Origin of the sequence: Microbacterium aurantiacum, from assembly GCF_002872075.1 — a bacterium.
In the GTDB taxonomy this organism is placed as follows: Bacteria; Actinomycetota; Actinomycetes; order Actinomycetales; family Microbacteriaceae; genus Microbacterium; species Microbacterium aurantiacum_A.
Genome location: NZ_PGGU01000002.1, coordinates 39,417 through 57,687 on the forward strand (window position 1 = coordinate 39,417; position 18,271 = coordinate 57,687).

18 protein-coding genes are annotated in these 18,271 nt (G+C 68.8%); 10 read left to right on the top strand and 8 right to left on the bottom strand.

Going from position 1 to position 18,271, the window contains the following annotated elements; all coding sequences use genetic code 11:
* Positions 1 to 4: 4 nt before the first annotated feature.
* Positions 5 to 346 carry a YbjQ family protein gene (locus tag CUR96_RS00755; RefSeq protein WP_102191388.1) on the bottom strand — a complete coding sequence of 114 codons (342 nt, stop codon included), beginning with the start codon at positions 344 to 346 and terminating at the stop codon, positions 5 to 7.
* 95 nt (positions 347 to 441) lie between these two features.
* Between CUR96_RS00755 and CUR96_RS00760 the strand changes: the two genes are divergently transcribed.
* Positions 442 to 774, top strand: coding sequence for a hypothetical protein (locus CUR96_RS00760; protein ID WP_102191389.1), 333 nt, complete (start codon positions 442 to 444; stop codon positions 772 to 774).
* A 139-nt stretch (positions 775 to 913) separates the two neighbouring features.
* Entirely contained in the window at positions 914 to 2,356 is a 1,443-nt protein-coding gene (locus CUR96_RS00765; RefSeq protein ID WP_180968895.1) for a dicarboxylate/amino acid:cation symporter, read from the top strand.
* Between the two features lie 296 nt (positions 2,357 to 2,652).
* On the opposite strand, the gene CUR96_RS00770 is transcribed toward CUR96_RS00765, so the two are convergent.
* The 3 genes from CUR96_RS00770 to CUR96_RS00780 all read right to left on the bottom strand — a co-directional run bounded on the left by CUR96_RS00770 (position 2,653) and on the right by CUR96_RS00780 (position 5,404).
* Entirely contained in the window at positions 2,653 to 4,380 is a 1,728-nt protein-coding gene (locus tag CUR96_RS00770; protein ID WP_102191390.1) for a cation:proton antiporter, read from the bottom strand.
* A 40-nt stretch (positions 4,381 to 4,420) separates the two neighbouring features.
* The gene (locus CUR96_RS00775; protein WP_102191490.1) at positions 4,421 to 5,047 is read right to left on the bottom strand and encodes a phosphoribosyltransferase; all 627 of its coding nucleotides are present in this window, start codon (positions 5,045 to 5,047) and stop codon (positions 4,421 to 4,423) included.
* 72 nt (positions 5,048 to 5,119) lie between these two features.
* Positions 5,120 to 5,404 carry a MerR family transcriptional regulator gene (locus CUR96_RS00780; RefSeq protein ID WP_102191391.1) on the bottom strand — a complete coding sequence of 95 codons (285 nt, stop codon included), beginning with the start codon at positions 5,402 to 5,404 and terminating at the stop codon, positions 5,120 to 5,122.
* 131 nt (positions 5,405 to 5,535) lie between these two features.
* On the opposite strand from CUR96_RS00780, the gene CUR96_RS00785 reads away from it, so the two are divergent.
* From CUR96_RS00785 to CUR96_RS00800, 4 genes are all read left to right on the top strand, one after another.
* Positions 5,536 to 5,958: an Hsp20/alpha crystallin family protein gene (locus tag CUR96_RS00785; protein WP_102191392.1), complete on the top strand. Its 423-nt coding sequence runs from the start codon at positions 5,536 to 5,538 to the stop codon at positions 5,956 to 5,958.
* A 91-nt stretch (positions 5,959 to 6,049) separates the two neighbouring features.
* Positions 6,050 to 6,277, top strand: coding sequence for a DUF2795 domain-containing protein (locus CUR96_RS00790; protein ID WP_180968896.1), 228 nt, complete (start codon positions 6,050 to 6,052; stop codon positions 6,275 to 6,277).
* 60 nt (positions 6,278 to 6,337) lie between these two features.
* The gene (locus CUR96_RS00795; RefSeq protein ID WP_102191394.1) at positions 6,338 to 7,378 is read left to right on the top strand and encodes an LLM class flavin-dependent oxidoreductase; all 1,041 of its coding nucleotides are present in this window, start codon (positions 6,338 to 6,340) and stop codon (positions 7,376 to 7,378) included.
* A 332-nt stretch (positions 7,379 to 7,710) separates the two neighbouring features.
* On the top strand, positions 7,711 to 8,643 hold the full coding sequence (locus CUR96_RS00800; protein WP_146008100.1) for an endonuclease domain-containing protein: 933 nt from the start codon (positions 7,711 to 7,713) through the stop codon (positions 8,641 to 8,643).
* 228 nt (positions 8,644 to 8,871) lie between these two features.
* On the opposite strand, the gene pheA is transcribed toward CUR96_RS00800, so the two are convergent.
* Positions 8,872 to 9,822, bottom strand: coding sequence for a prephenate dehydratase (gene pheA, locus CUR96_RS00805; protein ID WP_102191396.1), 951 nt, complete (start codon positions 9,820 to 9,822; stop codon positions 8,872 to 8,874).
* A 77-nt stretch (positions 9,823 to 9,899) separates the two neighbouring features.
* Here pheA and pgm point away from each other — a divergent pair, with 77 nt between their 5' ends.
* Positions 9,900 to 11,543, top strand: a complete 1,644-nt coding sequence (gene pgm, locus CUR96_RS00810) for a phosphoglucomutase (alpha-D-glucose-1,6-bisphosphate-dependent) (protein WP_102191397.1) — start codon at positions 9,900 to 9,902, stop codon at positions 11,541 to 11,543.
* 105 nt (positions 11,544 to 11,648) lie between these two features.
* Here the strand turns inward: pgm and CUR96_RS00815 are convergent, their stop codons facing one another.
* The 3 genes from CUR96_RS00815 to CUR96_RS00825 all read right to left on the bottom strand — a co-directional run bounded on the left by CUR96_RS00815 (position 11,649) and on the right by CUR96_RS00825 (position 14,977).
* Positions 11,649 to 12,770: a glycerate kinase gene (locus CUR96_RS00815; RefSeq protein WP_102191398.1), complete on the bottom strand. Its 1,122-nt coding sequence runs from the start codon at positions 12,768 to 12,770 to the stop codon at positions 11,649 to 11,651.
* The gene (locus CUR96_RS00820) at positions 12,767 to 13,846 is read right to left on the bottom strand and encodes a LacI family DNA-binding transcriptional regulator (RefSeq protein WP_102191399.1); all 1,080 of its coding nucleotides are present in this window, start codon (positions 13,844 to 13,846) and stop codon (positions 12,767 to 12,769) included. The genes CUR96_RS00815 and CUR96_RS00820 overlap by 4 nt, the downstream gene beginning before the upstream one ends.
* 102 nt (positions 13,847 to 13,948) lie before the next feature.
* On the bottom strand, positions 13,949 to 14,977 hold the full coding sequence (locus tag CUR96_RS00825) for a hydroxyacid dehydrogenase (protein ID WP_102191400.1): 1,029 nt from the start codon (positions 14,975 to 14,977) through the stop codon (positions 13,949 to 13,951).
* Between the two features lie 114 nt (positions 14,978 to 15,091).
* Between CUR96_RS00825 and CUR96_RS00830 the strand changes: the two genes are divergently transcribed.
* Genes CUR96_RS00830 through CUR96_RS00840 form a run of 3 tightly spaced genes read left to right on the top strand, consistent with a single transcriptional unit; the run spans position 15,092 to position 18,260 of the window.
* Positions 15,092 to 16,429: a sugar ABC transporter substrate-binding protein gene (locus CUR96_RS00830; protein ID WP_102191401.1), complete on the top strand. Its 1,338-nt coding sequence runs from the start codon at positions 15,092 to 15,094 to the stop codon at positions 16,427 to 16,429.
* Positions 16,426 to 17,397, top strand: a complete 972-nt coding sequence (locus tag CUR96_RS00835) for a carbohydrate ABC transporter permease (RefSeq protein WP_245861043.1) — start codon at positions 16,426 to 16,428, stop codon at positions 17,395 to 17,397. The genes CUR96_RS00830 and CUR96_RS00835 overlap by 4 nt, the downstream gene beginning before the upstream one ends.
* The gene (locus CUR96_RS00840; protein WP_102191402.1) at positions 17,394 to 18,260 is read left to right on the top strand and encodes a carbohydrate ABC transporter permease; all 867 of its coding nucleotides are present in this window, start codon (positions 17,394 to 17,396) and stop codon (positions 18,258 to 18,260) included. Before CUR96_RS00835 ends, CUR96_RS00840 begins: the two co-directional genes overlap by 4 nt.
* Positions 18,261 to 18,271 lie beyond the last annotated feature (11 nt).

The following is an 18,271-nucleotide window of genomic DNA, read 5'->3' on the forward strand; positions in this document are numbered from 1 at the left end:
CGCCTCAGGCTGCCGGCGCCGCCGCCACCCCGACCGGCTCCACCACGACGGCCGTCCCATACGCGCACACCTCGCTGAAGTTGCCGATCGAGCCGGTGTCGAAGCGCATCGCGATGATGGCGTTCGCGCCGCGCTGCTGCGCTTCGCCCCACATGCGTGCCATCACTTCCTGGCGGCTCTCGTACATCACCTGCGTGTATTCGGGGATCTCTCCGCCGCCGAGCGAACGGAACGCACCGGTGAAGCTCTGGCCGAAGTCGGTGGAGCGCACCGTCAGCCCCATCACCTCGCCGAGGACCTGGGTGATCCGGTAGCCGGGGATGTCATTCGTCGTCACCATGAACATGAGGCCATCGTGGCAGAAGAACGCCCGATGAGCATGGGCAATCCTCCCCATCCTGCAACGGTGTCCATCGACCCGCGAGCCGATACCCTGAGCGCATGGACATCGACCGGAACCTGCGCACGCGCCTCCTCCTCGCCCTGCCGATCGCGGCGGTGGCGTTCTCCCTCGCCGCCTGTGCCGGACCGGCGCGTCCCTCGGTCGACAAGGTCGCCGACGGCATCTACAAGGTCTTCGAAGAGCAGGGCCAGGAGGATGTGGTGACCGAAGACGTCGCCGCCTGCCTGGCCGACGTCCTCGTCGACTCCAAGCTCAGCGACGAGACGCTCAACTACATCGCGAACGGCGAAGACAAGCAGAAGAACGTCGAAGAGCGCGACCTCACCACGCAGCTCATCAAGGACAACATCCAGGAGTGCGCGGCCGAGTGACCCTCTGCCGCTCCTCCCCGAAGGATGACGGATGCTCGCAGCATCCGTCATCCTTCGTCATTTCGGCCCCCGGAATGAATGAGCGCTCATAGCGTTGACTCCCATGGCGCGCACCCGGCGCGCAACGACTTGGAGTCCCATGAGCACCACAGCCCGCGCCCAAAAAGCGCCAGACACCCGCGGACCCGTCCGGAAGCTGCTGACCTCGTTCGGCTTCCAGATCCTCGCCGCCCTCGTCCTCGGCATCGCCGCCGGCCTTCTGGCCCGCCAGCTCGGCGCCACGGCTGACGCTCCGAACGGGCTCTCCGCCACCCTCGACACGATCGGCGGCTCCTACGTGACGCTGCTGCGCGCCGCTGTGGTCCCGCTCATCTTCACAGCGATCGTCGCCAGCATCTCGAACCTGCGCCGGGTGCAGAACGCCGCTCGCCTCGCGGGGCAGACTCTGCTGTGGTTCGCGATCACCGCGTTCATCGCCGTCACCATCGGCATCGCGCTCGGCCTGGTCATCCAGCCGGGGTCCCGCGCCGGCGCCGGCCTCGAACCCGGTGACCCGTACACGGTCGGCACCTGGTGGAACTTCCTGCTCGGACTCATCCCGCAGAACTTCCTCGGCCTCACCGTGAACAGCTCCTTCGACCCCGAGGCGGGTGCCGTCGCGTCGAGCGTCGGCTTCAACATCCTGCAGGTCATCGTCGTCGCGACCGTGGTGGGCATCGCCGCACTCAAGGCCGGCAAGAAGGCCGAGCCGTTCCTCGTCTTCACCGAGTCGCTTCTGAAGGTCATCCAGCGTGTGCTGTGGTGGATCATCCGCATCGCCCCGCTCGGCACCTTCGGCCTCATCGGCGCGGCTGTGGTCGAGTACGGCTGGGACAAGCTCACCTCGCTCGCCTGGTTCGCCGCCGCGATCTACATCGGCCTCGCGCTGGTCCTGTTCGTGGTCTACCCGGCGATCGTGAAGGCGCACGGCCTCTCGATCAAGCAGTACTTCTCGGGCGTCTGGCCCGCCGTGCAGCTCGCCTTCGTCAGCCGCTCCTCGATCGGCACCCTTCCCCTCACCGAGCGTGTCACCGAGCGCAACCTCGGCGTGCCCCGCTCCTACGCGTCGTTCGCCGTGCCGTTCGGCGCCACCACGAAGATGGACGGGTGCGCCGCGATCTACCCGGCCATCGCCGCGATCTTCGTCGCCCAGTTCTTCGGCATCGAGCTGAACATTGTGCAGTACCTGCTGATCGTCCTCGTCTCGGTCGTCGGCTCGGCGGCGACGGCCGGCACCACCGGCGCGACCGTGATGCTCACGCTCACGCTGTCGACGCTCGGCCTGCCGCTCGAGGGCGTCGGACTGCTGCTCGCGATCGACCCGATCCTCGACATGGGCCGCACTGCGGTCAACGTCGCAGGTCAGGCGCTCATCCCGACGATCGTCGCCAAGCGCGAGGGCATCCTCGACGAGGAGCTCTACAACGCGCCGCGCGAGGGCCTTCCCTTCGCGGACGACTCCGGCGACGCGGACGGCTCCGGCGACGCGCCGAAGACGGATGCCGTCACCGACAAGGACCCGGAGCCGGTCGGCGCACGCTGACCCACCGCGCAGTTCCTGCGAGAGCGCCTCGTCCCCTTCGGGACGGGGCGCTCTCCGCGTCCGGGTGTTCACAACTCCTCAGAAGCCGGCTCGTCGCTGCCGAACGGTCGCGGGATTCCGCGGTCGGACAGCACCGGGCCCGGCGTTCTTGAGGAGTTGCGAACACCGGTCCCGCCGACCGCTGCTCTACAACTCCGGAGATTCCCCCTCGACCGGCATCCGACCTCACGTGATCACACGGGTGCCGCCCGTGCAGCCCCGCGGATCTCCGGAGTTGTGGAGGCGGATGCCCCCGCCTACGCCCTCCCCGGCAGCCGCAGCGCCCCGCGGGTGTCGAGGGCGAGCTCTTCGGCATCCATCGCCGCGATCAGCTCGCGCATGACCTCCTCGTTCAACTTCCCCGCGTCGCGCTCCTGCCGCAGCACCTCTCGCCGCACCTGCAGCCACCCTCGCGACAGCTCTTCGAGCTCGGCGTAGGTCGGATGAGCGGTTTCCGCGCCGTCCGTGCTCGTCTGCGCGCGATCCGCGTCGGTCTCCATCTTCAGCAACCGCGCCTCGAAGGCGTCGAACCTCGCGGCACTGCCCGGGCCGTGCTCCGCGACCCACTCGGAACGGCGCTGATCGAGGTATTCCCGACCCGCTTCTTTACTGCGTGCGCGCACCGCCGCCAGCTGACGGCGATCCTCCTCGTGTTCCGAATCGGCCACAACCCCCAGCATGCGTATGAGCCACGGCAGCGTCAGCCCCTGCAGCAGCAGCGTGCCGAGAGTGACCACATACGCGACGACGACGATCGCGTGACCCGCGCCTCGGTCGAGGCCGGCCAGATCCGCGGCTGCGAGGGCCGTCGCGAGGGTGACGACACCGCGCATCCCGGCCCACGAGATGACGGCGTTGTCCTTCCAGGTCAGCGCGGGTGCGATCATTCGCCCTCGCAGTTGCTCCGCACTCATCTGCGGCTTCCGCGGGTGCTTCCCGCGATCCAGCCGCGCCTGGATCCGACCGGACTGCATGCGTCGGTCGAAACGGCGGAGCCGCACCCGCTGCCAGAACCGGCCCCACGCATCCGCCGGATAGATGAAGGCCGGGCGCACCAGCAGGACGACGAGCAGTACCGCCCCGGACAGCAGCATCACATGCACGACCGATTCGTCACCGAGGTCGCTGATCACCCGCGGGAACTGCAATCCGATGTAGGCGAACACGAAACTCTCCAACAGGAAGTCGGCGGAGAGCCACAACGGCGCCTCCTGCTGCCTGGTCGTGTAGCTGGTGCTCGGCGAGTTGAACCCGACGAACAGGCCCATCGCGACGACTGCGAGCACACCGGAGCCGCCGACGTGCTCGGCGATCGCGTAGGCACCGAACGGCACGAGCAGCCCGAAGGTGCCGATGACGACGGGGTCCGCGATCCGCAGACGCAGCTGGTGGATGACGACGCCGAAGACCAGTCCGATGACGACGCCGAAGACCACGGCGACGGCGAACTGGCCGATGCCCTCCCCGACGCTGACGGTGGCGCCGAGCACGATCGACGCGAAGACCCGGTACAGCGTCAGCGAGGTCGCATCGTTGATGAGACTCTCCCCGGACAGCACGGTCATCACGCGTCTCGGCAGCCCGAGTTTGCGGCCGATCGCGGCGGCGGAGACCGCATCGGGTGGCGCGACGATCGCCCCGAGCAGCAGAGCACCGGGCAGGGTCAGCGACGGGAGTATCCACCAGGCGACGAGTCCGACCACCAGCGTCGTCACCAGCACCAGTCCGACGCCCAGCCGGCGGATCTGCGGCAGGCTGCGCGCGAAGCTGATGAACGAGACGTCGAGCGCGGCCGAGTAGAGCAGCGGCGGCAGCACGAGGGTCAGCAGCAGATGCCCGTCGATCTCGAGGTTCGGCACGAACGGCACGAACGACACGGCGAGCGCGACGACCGTGACGAGAAGCGGCGCCGGCCATCCGCGCCAGCGCGCGATGGCGGCGACGATGAGTGCACCCGTGAGAACGAAGAAGACCCCGGCATCCATGCTCGAAGCGTAGCGGCGCGTCCGAAGACGCCCGGAAACGTCACTGCCCGTGCAGCAGCCGGACGACCTCGGCGTCCTCGATCTGACGGAAATCCACGTAGTGCATGCCCACGGCCATGAAGCCCGCCGGCGCGTGCAGGCACACGATCTCATCGGCCGCATCCGCGAGTCCGGCGAGCGAGTCGGGCGCCGCGACCGGCACGGCGAGAACGATGGCGGCGGCGTCTCGCGCCCGCGCGATCGCGCAGGCTGCACGTGCCGTCGCTCCGGTCGCGACGCCGTCGTCGACGATGACAGCAGTGCGCCCCCGCAGATCGACGGCTGGCCTCCCTTCGCGGAACCGCGCGACGCGCTGCTCGACCTCTGCCGCCTCCTTGGCCTCGATCCGATCGAGGTCGCGACGGGAGACCCCGGCGGCCACCCGCTGATCCAGCACCCTCGCCCCGCCTTCGCCGACCGCGCCCATCGCGAACTCCTCGTGTCCGGGAAAGCCGAGCTTGCGGACCACGAGTACGTCCAGCGGCGCAGCGAGCGCCTGTGCGATCTCCGCGGCGACCGGGACACCACCCCGCGGCAATCCGAGCACCACGGGCTCGGTGAGCGGATGCTCCGCCAGGCGCTCCGCGAGCATCCGCCCCGCCTGCTGTCGATCTGCGAATCGCTCCATCGCCGCCTCCATGCTCTCCTCCGGAGTACCCCCGCGAGGGGAACGGGTCAAGCCTGTGGTCGCGAGAATCTCTCAGGAGCGCCCGTCGGCCAGTTCGTCGCGCAGGCCGGCATTCTCGTCCTCGAGGTCGAGCACACGGCGGATGCCGGCGATGTTGACGCCTTCGTCACGCAGATCCGTCACGCGGCGGAGCCGCCCGATGTCTTCTTCGCTGTAGCGCCGGGTGCCGCCCTCGCTGCGGGAAGGTGTGAGAAGCCCTTTGGCCTCGAACAGCCGCAGACTCGCCTCGGGCACCCCGCTCAATTGAGCCGCGACGGCGATCCCGTAGACCGGGAGCCGGGGATCGTGTTCGGCCATTCTGAGAGTTTCCTTACCTCGGGTTGCGTTGGATCTGAAGTTGTTCTATAAAAAATCTATACCACGAGTTGCAGATAATCTGTAGCTCATTCACATAGCCCACAGGTGGGCGACACGAAAGGAGATCACTCATGTCACTGTCCTTCGACCCGTTCAGCCAGCTGGACCGTTTCGCGGCAAGCGTGCTGGACTCCGTTCGAGCACCGCGGCTGATGCCCGTCGACCTGTACCGCGACGGGGATCGGTACATCCTTCACGCCGACATGCCGGGTGTGGACCCCGGATCGATCGACGTGGATGTCGACGGAGCGCAGCTCTCGATCCGGGCGCAGCGCACCGCGGACACCCGCGAAGGCGTCCGCTGGCTCGCGCGCGAGCGGGGTGCCGGGATGTTCCTGCGCCAGTTCATGCTCGGCGACGGAGTGGATGCCGACAAGATCAGCGCGTCGTACGAGAGCGGCGTGCTCTCGGTCGTCATCCCGGTCAGCGAGCGCGCCAAGCCGCGGAAGATCGCGGTCGAGTCGGGCGAGCAGCGCCAGGCCATCGACGCCTGACTCTGTTCGCGCAGCGGGGGCCGCAATGCCGGCCCCCGCTGCTCACCCCCGAGATCCCATCGGCCCCGAGATCCTCAGAGAGGAGAACATCATGACCATTCCCGCATCCCTGGACGTCTTCCTGGCGGACATGGAGTACCCCGCGACCAAGGACGACCTGCTTCGCGAAGCCGTGCGCGACGGCCTGTCTCCGAGCGACCGTGCGCTTCTGGAAGACCTCCCCGATCAGAACTTCGGCGCGCGCTGGCACATCCGCTATTTCCTCGCCCGCGCTTCGCTCGCCGATGCGCTGTTCGGGCGCCCGCTGGCGAGCACCTAGCGAGGAGTTCCCTCCGCCCGCACGGGAATGCGCGGCCACCCAGCGGGGTTGGAGTGGAGGATGACTGCCACCGCCCTCTCCGTCCTTGACCTCGTTCCGGTACGCACCGGACAGACCAGCGCACAGGCGGTGGCCGCATCGCTGGCCCTGGCCGAGCGGGCGGATCAGCTCGGCTACCGCCGGTACTGGTTCGCCGAGCATCACAACATGCCGGCGGTCGCATCGACTTCTCCGCCGGTGCTGATCGCGGCGGCATCCGGTCGCACCCGCCGCATCCGCCTGGGTTCGGGCGGGGTCATGCTCCCCAACCACGCGCCGCTCATCGTGGCCGAGCAGTTCGCCGCACTCGAGGCGATCGCCCCGGGCCGGATCGACCTCGGACTCGGCCGCGCACCCGGAAGCGACCCGGTGATCACGCAGCTGCTGCGCACCGCCGGTACCACCAGCGACGTCGAGCAGTTCCCGCGCCACGTGCAGGACATCTCGTTGCTGCTCTCCGACGAGGGCGCGACCGTGCGTTTCACCTCGGGCGGCGAGTACTCGGTGCACGCGACACCCGCCGCGACCGGCGTACCCGAGGTGTGGCTGCTCGGATCCAGCGACTACTCGGCTCAGCTCGCCGCCGCGCAGGGGTTGCCGTACGTGTTCGCGAACCACTTCTCCGGCGAAGGGCTGGAGCGGGCACTCGACCTGTATCGCTCCGGATTCCAGCCTTCCGAGGCCCTCGCGCAGCCGCGCACCTTCCTCACCGTGAACGCGGTCGCCGCACCCACGTCCGAGGAGGCCGAGGCCCGTGCCCTCCCTCAGCTGCGGATGATGTCGCGCCTGCGTCTCAACAAGCCGCTCACGGCGCTCGAGACCGTCGAGCGGGCAGTCGCTGCAGAGACGGATGCCGCCACCGACCAGGTCGTGCAGGCCGCGCGATCGCGCTGGTTCGTCGGCACCGGAGAGTCGGTCGCCGCCGAGATCCGCTCCTTCGCCGAGCGATTCGGCGTCGACGAGGTCATGCTGTCACCGGTGGCCGGCGCCTTCGACGCGGAGCCGCTCGCCGAGCCCTCGGGCCGCGCCCAGACGCTGGAGCTCATCGCCGCCGCGATCTGAGGGTTGGCGGCGCATCCCCTTCCGTCGTCGCCCGGGTGCTCCGCCTCTGCGCCGGCCGCTCGGGATGGAAAACGTCGCTTCCCGGGTGCTCCCACCGACGTTAAGCATCCCGGCGACGCGCGACACACCCGCTGCCCCTCGATCGGGATGGAAAACGTCGGCCCCGAGGCCCTTGCCACCGACGTTAGACATCCCGAGCGTGCGGGACGGCGTCGCCCCGCGGACACGAGTCGCTCTGCACCGTTTCCCACTACTGCGACTTCTGCACAAACCGTGGGAAGTTGCCGAATGACAAACACGCCTGAAATCGGATATCCATGATTCTGTGACGCATGCGTCACAGAATCGACCTCCCTCCGCAACTGGGACAGGCATTCGGACTCCCGGATGCTGCCGCCGTCGGCGTCGGCCGATGGCGCCGCGATACCCCCGATCTGGAGCGTCCGTTTCGGGGAGTCCGCGCGACATCGAAACCCGAGACCTTTGCAGAGATCGTCGCTTGTTACGGAGCACGATTGCGGTCGAATCAGCGGTACGTCGGCCGCACAGCAGTGCGGATCTGGGGGATACCGCATCACGAGCAATGGCGGCTATCGGAGTTCCTGGAGATCGCGGTGCCGCGTGGGGCGACCCCGCCGAAGACGAAAGGCGTGCGCGGACGCCGCCTAGTCACACACCGAGCGACGACGTACACGGTCGGCGACGCTCGCGTCGTGGACCCGATCGCCGCGATTCTCACCTGCGCGAAGGATCTCACGGTTGACCAAGCGGTGATCATGATCGACGCCATCGTCACGACTGCCGACAACTATCCGGGACTTCTGCCCGTAGGCGGTCGACCCCGCATCACGCTCAGCGATATAGAAGCAAGGCTGGCGGAATGGGGCGCATTCTCCGGGCACCGCACGATCCGGAGCGCATTTCCCCTGGCCCGTGACCGCGTGGAGTCACCGAAAGAGACCGAGACGCGCCTGATGCTGATCCACGCCGGACTACCTGAGCCAGTCGTCCAGCACGAGGTGCGCGAAGGGCAGTGGCTGCTCGCGCGAGTGGACCTCGCGTATCCCGACCTCAAGATCGCGATCGAGTACGAGGGCGACGGACATCGCACAGGCAAGGACCAGTGGCGAGCAGACATCCGACGCCAACGAGACCTGGAGGACCGCGGCTGGATAGTCATCCGCCTGACGCAGTACGACCTCGGTGCCGGCGCAGCGGCGCTGATCTCCCGCATCCGCCGCGCGATCGCGGCCCGCAGCCACTGACCCGCCCTTCGCGACGGGTGGGTGGCGCAGTGAGGCCCACCGCGGCGCGCGGGATGGAAAACGTCGGCCCAGACCAGCACAGACCGACGTTACGCATCCCATGCCTTGCTCGCCACGCTCGCACACGATGCGCGGGATGGAAAACGTCGGTGCAGACCAGCACAGACCGACGTTACGCATCCCGCGCGCGCTGCGCGCGCCGCCGCACCCGGCGACGACCCAGCCCACCTACGCCTCCGGCTCGCCGCTCAGGATGCCGCGCAGCCAGTCCCGGGCCTCGACGAAGACCTCGTCGGCGTAGCGCTCCGGGTACTGCACGATCTGCCGGTCGGCACGCGGATACGAGCCGAGGAAGACGACGCGGGGGCTGAACCGGCGGATGCCGAGCACGGCATCCGCCATCCGCTCGTGCTCGATGTGGCCGTCGGCGTCGAGGACGAAGCGGTACCGTCCGAGTTCGTCGCCGATCGGACGCGACTCGATCAGCGACAGGTTGATGCCCCGGGTGGAGAACTGCTCGAGCAGTTCGAGCAGAGCGCCGGGGTGGTCGTGCGGCAACTCGACGATCATCGAGGTCTTGTCCGCACCGGTCGGCTCCGGCGGCGGAGAGACCCGGGTGACGAGCACGAAGCGGGTGACGGCCTGCGCGTTGTCGCCGATCTCGGATGCCAGCACATCGACGTCGTAGTGCCGCACGATTCCCGGAGGGGCGATCGCCGCCTGCACCGGCAACGAGCCGTCGAGCATCCCGATGGCGGAGGCGACATTGCTCGCCGCCGGTACGTGCGAGTGGGCGGGGAGGTGCTCGCCGAGCCATCCGTGGCACTGCGCGTAGGCGACAGGATGCGCGGCGATGACCTGCACGTCGTCCAGCGTCGTCCCCCGCGGAGCCACGAGCACGAAGTTCACCTTCACCAGATACTCGCCGATGATCCGCAGCCCGGGCAGCGTCGCCAGCGCATCCTGCGTGGTCGAGACACCGCCCTCGATGGAGTTCTCGATCGCGATCATCGCCGCGTGGCTGCGTCCCTCCAGCACATCGGCGAAGGCCTCGCCCGCGTTGTGCACGGGGCGCCAATCCTGGCCACGAGCCTCGGCGACCTGCTCGAGTGCCGCCTCGGTGAACGTTCCGGCAGGGCCGAGGTAGCTGTAGGTGCGGCGTTCAGTCACGCGTTTCACCTTAGCCCTCGGCGCGCCGTCCGTAATCAGGTCCGATCGCGGATGCGCTCCCGCCGCACAGAGGGCAGACTGTGTGCATGACGAGCCGTGCCGGCCTCCCCGCGGAGGAAACTGACCTCATCGATGTCGACGAACTGATCGCCGCCTATTACGACCGCATCCCGAACCCCGAAGTCGCCGCCGAACGGGTCGCGTTCGGCACCAGCGGCCATCGCGGCTCCTCGCTGTCGGGCAGCTTCAACGAGAACCACATCCTCGCCACGACCCAGGCCATCGTCGACTACCGCACGAGCCAGGGCATCACCGGCCCGCTCTTCCTCGGCCGCGACACCCACGCCCTGTCTCTGCCGGCGGAGCGCAGCGCGATCGAGGTGCTGGTCGCGAACGGCGTCGATGTGCGCGTCGACTCGCGGGACTCCTACGTGCCGACGCCGGCGCTCAGCCACGCGATCCTCACCCATAACCAGCGCACCGACACCACGACGACCGGGCAGGCCGACGGCATCGTGGTCACCCCTTCGCACAACCCGCCGCGCGACGGCGGTTTCAAGTACAACCCCCCGCACGGCGGCCCGGCCGATACCGATGCCACCGGCTGGATCGCCGACCGCGCGAACGCCCTGATCATGGCCGGCCTCGAAGGAGTGAAGCGCACGCGCTACGCCGACATCGACGCCGAGCGGATCGGGGAGTACGACTTCCGCGACGTCTACGTGCGCGACCTCGCCTCGATCATCGACGTCGACGCGATCCGCCGCGCCGGCGTCCGCATCGGCGCGGATCCGCTCGGCGGCGCATCGGTCGAATACTGGGCGCTGATCGCCGAAGTGCACGACCTCGATCTCACCGTGGTGAACCCCGAAGTCGACCCCACCTGGCGTTTCATGACGCTGGACTGGGACGAGAAGATCCGGATGGACCCGTCGTCGCCCTCGGCGATGGCGTCTCTCGTCGCCAAGAAGGGCGACTACGACGTGCTCACCGGCAACGACGCCGACGCAGACAGACACGGCATCGTCACCCCGGATGCCGGGCTGATGAACCCGAACCACTACCTGGCCGTCGCGATCGACTACCTGTTCTCGCACCGTTCGCAGTGGCCACGGGATGCCGCGATCGGGAAGACGCTGGTCTCGTCGATGATCATCGATCGCGTTGCGGAGTCGCTCGGCCGACGGCTGCTCGAGGTGCCGGTGGGGTTCAAGTGGTTCGTGCCCGGTCTGCTCGACGGCTCCGTGGCGTTCGGCGGCGAGGAGTCGGCCGGAGCCTCGTTCCTGCGCCACGACGGATCGGTCTGGTCGACCGACAAGGACGGCATCCTGCTCTGCCTGCTCGCCGCCGAGATCATCGCGGTCACGGGGAAGACCCCGTCCGAGCGTTACTCCGAGCTGGAGCAGGCGTTCGGAGCATCCGCCTACCAGCGCGTCGACGCGGCCGCGACCCCGGAGCAGAAGGCGACCCTCGGGAAGCTCGCACCGGAGGCGGTGTCGGCCACGACCCTCGCCGGCGAGCCGATCACCGCGAAGCTGTCGCACGCCCCCGGTAACGGCGCGGCGATCGGCGGCCTCAAGGTGCAGACCGAGCACGCGTGGTTCGCCGCCCGCCCGTCCGGCACCGAAGACGTGTACAAGCTCTACGCCGAGAGCCTGCTCGGCCCTGAGCACCTCGCCGAGGTGCAGGAGGAAGCCCGCGCCGTCGTGTCCGCTGCCCTCGGCGGCTGACGCTCATCGCCCCGCGCCACCTGACCGCGGTTCGGGGATGGGTTTCGCTGGTCCCAGCGGGCCGGAACCAGCCGAAACCATCCCCGAAGGCGAGGGATGCTCGGCTCAGGACGCCGAGGCGCGCGACGCCGCGACCCGCGCGAGCGCGGCGCCGGCTTCGCGCAGCCAACGCGCTGGCTCAGCGAGGGCGCCTTCGGATGATCCCGCGAGGTCGGTGAGGGATGCGGATGCCGCGAACAGCGTCGTGTCGGCATCCGGGGTGATCCGCCCGGCGGCGAGCATGGCGATCGCACCGGCGTCCGCCGCCAGTCCGGCGACGTACGAGGGCACCTTGCCATCGCCGGACTGCCCGTCGTAGGAGCCTTCTCCGGTGATGACGATGTCGGCATCGGCCACGGCGTCAGCCATGCCGATGAGCTGTGCGACCTCGACCGCGCCAGGGGCCAGCGTCGCGCCCCAGGCGACGAGCGCCGCACCGGTGCCGCCGGCGGCTCCCGAACCGGGATACGACGGGTCGAGGTCGAGCAGCACGGCGAGCTGTTCCAGGCCGGCGTCGACGGTGGCGATATCGTCCGGGCCGAGGCCCTTCTGCGGGCCGAAGACGGCGGCGGCTCCGCGCGGCCCGGTCAGCGGGTTGGTGACGTCGGTGAGCACCCGCACCTCCGGAGCCGGCCGGAGCCCGCTGAGGTCGACCGCGGCGATCCGAGCGAGCCCCCGCGCACCGGGCGCGACCGGGGAACTCTGGGCATCGAGGAACCGTGCCCCGAGAGCGGTGAGCAGACCGGTGCCGCCATCCGTCGACGCGCTCGAGCCGATGCCGACGACGAGACGCGAGACCCCGTGGTCGAGCGCGGCGACGACGGCCTGCCCGAATCCGGTCGTGTCGGCATCCCACGGCCGCAGCTCATCCAACAGCTCGATGCCCGAGGTCGACGCGAGGTCGATGACGGCGGTGCCCTGCGGCGCCTCCGGGGTCGGCGGCAGCAGCAGCCAGTGGGTCGAGACAGGCGAACCGGCCGGACCGTCGACGACGACCGGCATCCGCACGGCCCCCGGCACCGCCGCTGCGAAGGCAACAACCGTGCCCTCGCCGCCATCGGCCATCGGCCGGTGCACGAACGTGGTCGAGGGCTCGACGGAAGCCCATCCCTCGGCGAGCGCCGCCGCCGCATCCGCAGCGGTGATGGTGCCCTTGAAGCTGTCCGGCGCCAGAACGACGCGGGTCATCGTGCCGCCCCGCCGCGGACCGGTGTGCTCTCGCGCACGATGACGTCGAGCGGCAGCGGTCCCTGCTTCCAGTCGGCATCGATCGTCGCCCGGAAGGCCTGATAGCCGACGTCGGTCAGCGGCACGTGCACGGTGGTGAGCGGCGGGGTGACGTCGAGGCTCGACGGCACATCGTCGAAGCCGCACACCGCGATGTCCGTGCCGATCTCGCGGCCGGCGTCGCGGATGGCGGTCATCGCGCCGATCGCTACGACATCGCTGATCGCGAAGACGAGCGTGCCGCGGTCGATGCCGTCGGCGAGAGCGTCAGCCATGGCATCCGTCCCCGACTCCCGCCGGAATCCGCTGCGGTACACGCGCTCGACCGCGCCGCCACCGGTGCCGAACCCGCGACGGAAGCCGTCGAGTCGCGCGTCGGAGGTGTCCACTCCCGCAGCCGCGGCCAGCACGACCGCCGAGCGGTAACCGAGCTCGGCCATCCGCCGACCGAGCGCCTCGGCACCGGCGACGTTGTCGATCTCGACGCTGCGCTCCCCCGTGGCCCCCGCACCGAGGGAGACGACCTGGCCGCCGAACCGTGCGAACTCCGCCAGCTCCTGCCGGATCTCCTGCTCCATCGGCTCGTGCGTTCGCGACGCCGCGAGGATCAGCCCCTGTGGTCGCTGTCCGCGCAGCGCCCGTACGATCCGCTTCTCCCGCACCGGATCACGTTCGGTGATCGCGATGGTCACCACGAGACCGTGCTCATCGGCACCACGGGCGACTCCCGATGCGATCAGACCGAAGTACGGGTCGGCGATGTCCGCCACGAGGAGGGCGATGACCGGAGACGTGCCGCGGGCGGTCGCCTGGGCGGACACGTTCGCCGTATATCCGAGTTCTGCGGCAGCCTGCTCGACCCGCTCGCGGAACGACTCGGCGACCTTGCGCTCGGAGCCGTTCAGCACGCGGGATGCGGTGGCCAGCGACACTCCGGCGACACGGGCGACATCCTCCAGCGTCGGAGCACTGTGCCGGCCTGACCGCGCCTGGCGGCCACGGAATGGGCTTTCCGATGTCGACCCTGACGTTTCCATGACCCGAGCATAGCGGCGTAGGCGACCGGATCTGCTGCCTCTCTCCATCGTGGCAATCGGTTGCCGGACCGATGACACAGCCTCGGTGCTCCCCGGGCCCGATCAGGCCATGCGCTCGAGGGCTCGCCGCTCGACCGCATGCTGCAGCGGCAGGCCCGCCGCCAGGCGCCCGAGCTCCTCGGCGACCAGCTGACCCATGGCGCCGCGGTCGGCACCCATGGAACCCGCGACATGGGGCGTCAGCTCGACGTTCTCCAGCTCCCAGAGCGGGGAATCCGGGGCCGGGGGCTCGTGCGCGGTGACGTCGAGCAACGCTGTGAGGTCGGTCCGCCGACGGAGCACCGCGATGAGATCGTCCTCGGCGATCAGGCCCCCGCGAGCCGTGTTGATGATCGTGGCGCCCTCCGGCATCCGTTCGAGAAGAGCCGCACCGATCATCCCCTCCGTCGCCGGGAGCAGCGGCGCGTGCAGGCTCACCACATCCGCCCGATCGAAAAGCTCCTCCAGGGAGACGAGGGACACGCCCAGCTCGGCCGCGGCGCCGGCATCCGCGAACGGATCCGCCGCCAGCAGCGTCAGCCCGGTGCCCCGCAGACGCTCGGCGACCCGGCGCCCGATCTCACCCAGGGCGACCAGACCGACGACGCTTCCGCGCGTGCCGGATGCGGCGCCGACCGCAGTGAGCGAACGCTCAGAGCGATACCGGCGGCGTGATGCCGGAACGCCGCGCGATGCCAGGACGATCTGCGCCGCAGTCATCTCCGCCACCGGCTCGGCATTCGCGGCGGCAGCGGAGACGATCGGGAGCCCGCGCGCCCAGAAGTCGTCGGTGACCAGGTGCTTGACCGATCCCGCCCCGTGCATCACCGCCTGCAGTCGCGGCGCACCAGCGAGCAGACCGGCGTCGATGACGGGAGCGCCCCAGCCGGTGAGGAGCACGTCGGTGTCGCGCAGGGCATCGGGGTCGGCGGCGAGTTCCTGCGCCGTGAGGAATGGCCGCTCCAGGTCCGCGATACGGTCGATCTCGGCGAGCACGTCGGCGGGATAGACGTCTGCCCGTCGCCGCTCCTCCATCACCAGGCGCACTCGGAGCTTCTCATCCCTGTCGACCACTTCGTCTCCCGACTTCATCACGATTGAAAGCGAAACATCCGATCAATGATTGACAGTGTTCGCATCCCTAGGTTAGATTCGCAAACGACGACTTGCAAAGTGGCAAGCGTTTGCCAAAACCCTGGAGAAACCATGCACACAAAGATGAAAGCAGCCGCAGTCCTGGGCGTCGTCACGCTTGCGCTCGCCGGCTGCTCCAGCGGAGCCGCTCCCGAAGGCGGCAGTTCCGGTGTCACGCAGGACGAAGAAGCCGTCCTGGAAGTCTGGACCCGCACCACCCCGGGGAGCCCGAGCGAGGCCGCGACGATCCGCCAGGTCGAGGCGTTCATGGAGGCAACGGGCTACAAGGCCGAGGTCACCGCGATCTTCGACGACTTCGAGATCAAGCTCGCCCAGCGTGCCGGCCAGAAGGACCTGCCCGACATCGTCCTCAACGACGTCAGCCAGCTCGGCACCATGCAGTCTCAGGGCATCCTCCGCGAGATCGACCTCAAGGACATCAAGAACTCGAAGAACATGACCGAGCAGGCGCTCGAGGCCGGCAAGGCCATCGACGGCAAGACCTACGGCATCCCCTACTCGGCTCAGGCCAACGCCCTCATGATCCGCAGCGACTGGCTGGCGAACCTGGGCCTTGAGGCACCGACCGACTGGGACGAGCTGCTCGCGGTCGCCGAGGCGTTCACGAAGAACGACCCGGACGGCAACGGCCAGGCCGACACCTACGGGCTCGCGGTTCCCGGCTCGACCAAGCGCGGCTACGCGTCGTGGTACTTCTCGAACTTCCTCTGGGCCGCGGGCGGCGACTTCATCACCGGCTCCGGCGACGAGTGGCTGCCGTCGATGACCTCCGACGAGGCGATCGGGGCCACCACATGGTTCCGCGACCTGCAGTGCACCGCCGGCGTCATCCAGCCGGGCGCCCCGAGCATGGACACCCCGCCGACGAACGAGGCCTTCGAGTCGGGTGTTGCCGGCATGTACGTGACCGGCCCCTACATGATGCCGCGCTTCGACAAGGTGCTCGGAGCCGACAAGTACACCGTGGTCCCGGCACCCGAGGGCCCGAAGGACGCCTCGGTGCTCGCCGAGGGCGGCACGGTCTACCTGATGGCCGGGTCCGAGAACGAGGAGGGCCAGACGGCGTTCGCCGACTGGTACGTCGGCGAGGAGTCGCAGGCCTACGGCATGGAGGGCACGGATGCCTTCGCCATCCAGCTGCCGGTCAACGAGAAGGTCGATGTCGGCCAGGTCCGCGACGACCCCCGCTGGGAGACCTTCGCGACCGCCTACAAGGAGAGCGGCCACTACGCTCCGACCATCCCGAGCTGGACGCCGGTACGCCAGATGAGCGCTGACACCATCAACGCCCTGCTCGCGGACTGCTCCCTCGACGTCGAAGAAGAACTCACCAAGCTCGACGGCAAGCTGACGGCCGAGCTCCTGACGCAGGGAATCCTCAAGCAGTGACGATCCACACAGCCGACGCCGTGAACACGGCAGACGCTCCGAAGTCGGCGGCGGGGACCAGCGTGTCCCCGCCGCCCGCCCGGCGGCGCGGCCGCCATCGCGTACAGGGACAGTGGTGGGTCCCGTGGGCCTTCCTCATGCCCGCCCTGCTGCTGTTCCTCGTCTTCCGCTACATCCCCATGGTCCAGGCCATCGGCATGTCGGTCGAGAACGTGCGCCCCTACCTCGGCAACGAGTTCGTCGGGCTGAAGAACTACGAGACGATCCTCTCCGACCCGGCCTTCCGCGACGCGACGATCAACACCCTCGTCCTGGCGTTCGGCCAGACGCTCGGATGCCTGGTGCTCGGGTTCCTGTTGGCGCTCCTCCTCGAGGGCCAGACCCGCAAGCTCTCCTTCATCCGCTCAGCGGCCTTCCTGCCGGTGGTCGTCCCTATGGCCGTCATCGCCGAGCTGTGGCGGATCATGTACCACCCGACCGACAACGGGTTCCTGAACTCCATCATCGGGATCGTCGGCCTCGCCCCCAGCGAGTACATCAACAGCCCGGACTCGGCGATGTGGTCGATCATGCTGATGGGCATCTGGCGCGGCGGCCCCTACGACATGATGATCATCCTCGCAGGGCTCGCCGGCATCGACCGCGGACTCTACGAGGCGGCGACCGTCGACGGTGCGAACCGCTGGCAGCGCATCCTGCACGTCACGCTTCCGGGGCTCCGCCCGGTGTTCTCGATCCTGTTCATCCTCGCCGCCATCCGCGGCTTCCGGGTGTTCACCGAGGTCTACCTCATGACCAACGGCGGCCCGAATGGCGCCACCGAGGTCGTGATGACCCTCCTCTACAAGCTCGGCCTGGAACAGCAGAAGCTCGGTGTCGGTTCCGCCGGAGCCGTGCTGCTGTTCCTCGCGACGCTGGTGCTGACCCTCGCGGTGCAGCTGATGATGCGCAGGAAGAAGGACGCATGACCGCCGGAACGGATACCGCCCTCGGACTCACCGAGAGCCGCACCATCGTCGGGATCGGCGTGAAGGTGCTGCTGTACGCGGTCGTCGTCACACTGTTCGCCGGCCCCCTGGTCGCGCTGCTCTCCGGCGCCTTCAGCGAGGTGACCGACCCGACAGAGCTCAGCATCATCCCGAACCGGCCGACGCTGGAGAACTTCTCCGTCGCGTTCGACTTCGGCGTGCTCGGCTACCTCATGAACTCGTTCTTCGTGGTCGGCTTCGGGCTCCTCCTGCAGGTGGTCGTCTCGGTCCTCGCCGGTTACGCCCTCGCCCGCAAGAAGTTCCGCTTCTCCGCGCTGGCGCTGGTCGCGATCCTCGCGACGATGATGCTGCCCGATGAGATCCTGGCGCTGCCGCTGTCGATCCTGCTGGCTGACATCCCCTTCCTGCACATCAACCTGATGGGCACGCTCGCCGGCATGATCGTGCCGATCGGCGCGTGGGCGTTCTCGATCCTGGTGATGACCGAGTTCATGAAGGACGTGCCCCTCGAGCTCGAAGAGGCCGCGCGCATCGACGGTGCCAGCGAGCTGCGCGTGTTCGCGCAGATCATCGTGCCGCTGTGCAAGCCGGCGATCGGCGTCATCGGGGTCTTCGGATTCACGATGATCTGGGATCAGTACCTGCTGCCGCTGCTCGTCTCGACCTCGAGCGACACCTACACGCTGCCGCTGGCGCTGCGCACCCTGCGCATCGAGCCGGAGGTGACGCCCGGCGTCGTCATGGCGGCATCACTGCTGGCGCTCGCCCCCTCGGTGATCGTGTTCCTGCTGTTCCAGCGGTCCTTCGCTCGCGGACTCACGTCCGGTGCGCTCAAAGGCTGATCGGGAGTTCG

Coding starts and splice junctions, on each gene's coding strand:
- CUR96_RS00755 (WP_102191388.1), bottom strand. CDS start 346: ATGTTCATGGTGACGACGAATGACATCCCCGGCTACCGGATCACCCAG.
- CUR96_RS00760 (WP_102191389.1), top strand. CDS start 442: ATGGACATCGACCGGAACCTGCGCACGCGCCTCCTCCTCGCCCTGCCG.
- CUR96_RS00765 (WP_180968895.1), top strand. CDS start 914: ATGAGCACCACAGCCCGCGCCCAAAAAGCGCCAGACACCCGCGGACCC.
- CUR96_RS00770 (WP_102191390.1), bottom strand. CDS start 4,380: ATGGATGCCGGGGTCTTCTTCGTTCTCACGGGTGCACTCATCGTCGCC.
- CUR96_RS00775 (WP_102191490.1), bottom strand. CDS start 5,047: ATGGAGCGATTCGCAGATCGACAGCAGGCGGGGCGGATGCTCGCGGAG.
- CUR96_RS00780 (WP_102191391.1), bottom strand. CDS start 5,404: ATGGCCGAACACGATCCCCGGCTCCCGGTCTACGGGATCGCCGTCGCG.
- CUR96_RS00785 (WP_102191392.1), top strand. CDS start 5,536: ATGTCACTGTCCTTCGACCCGTTCAGCCAGCTGGACCGTTTCGCGGCA.
- CUR96_RS00790 (WP_180968896.1), top strand. CDS start 6,050: ATGACCATTCCCGCATCCCTGGACGTCTTCCTGGCGGACATGGAGTAC.
- CUR96_RS00795 (WP_102191394.1), top strand. CDS start 6,338: ATGACTGCCACCGCCCTCTCCGTCCTTGACCTCGTTCCGGTACGCACC.
- CUR96_RS00800 (WP_146008100.1), top strand. CDS start 7,711: ATGCGTCACAGAATCGACCTCCCTCCGCAACTGGGACAGGCATTCGGA.
- pgm (WP_102191397.1), top strand. CDS start 9,900: ATGACGAGCCGTGCCGGCCTCCCCGCGGAGGAAACTGACCTCATCGAT.
- CUR96_RS00815 (WP_102191398.1), bottom strand. CDS start 12,770: ATGACCCGCGTCGTTCTGGCGCCGGACAGCTTCAAGGGCACCATCACC.
- CUR96_RS00820 (WP_102191399.1), bottom strand. CDS start 13,846: ATGGAAACGTCAGGGTCGACATCGGAAAGCCCATTCCGTGGCCGCCAG.
- CUR96_RS00825 (WP_102191400.1), bottom strand. CDS start 14,977: ATGAAGTCGGGAGACGAAGTGGTCGACAGGGATGAGAAGCTCCGAGTG.
- CUR96_RS00830 (WP_102191401.1), top strand. CDS start 15,092: ATGCACACAAAGATGAAAGCAGCCGCAGTCCTGGGCGTCGTCACGCTT.
- CUR96_RS00840 (WP_102191402.1), top strand. CDS start 17,394: ATGACCGCCGGAACGGATACCGCCCTCGGACTCACCGAGAGCCGCACC.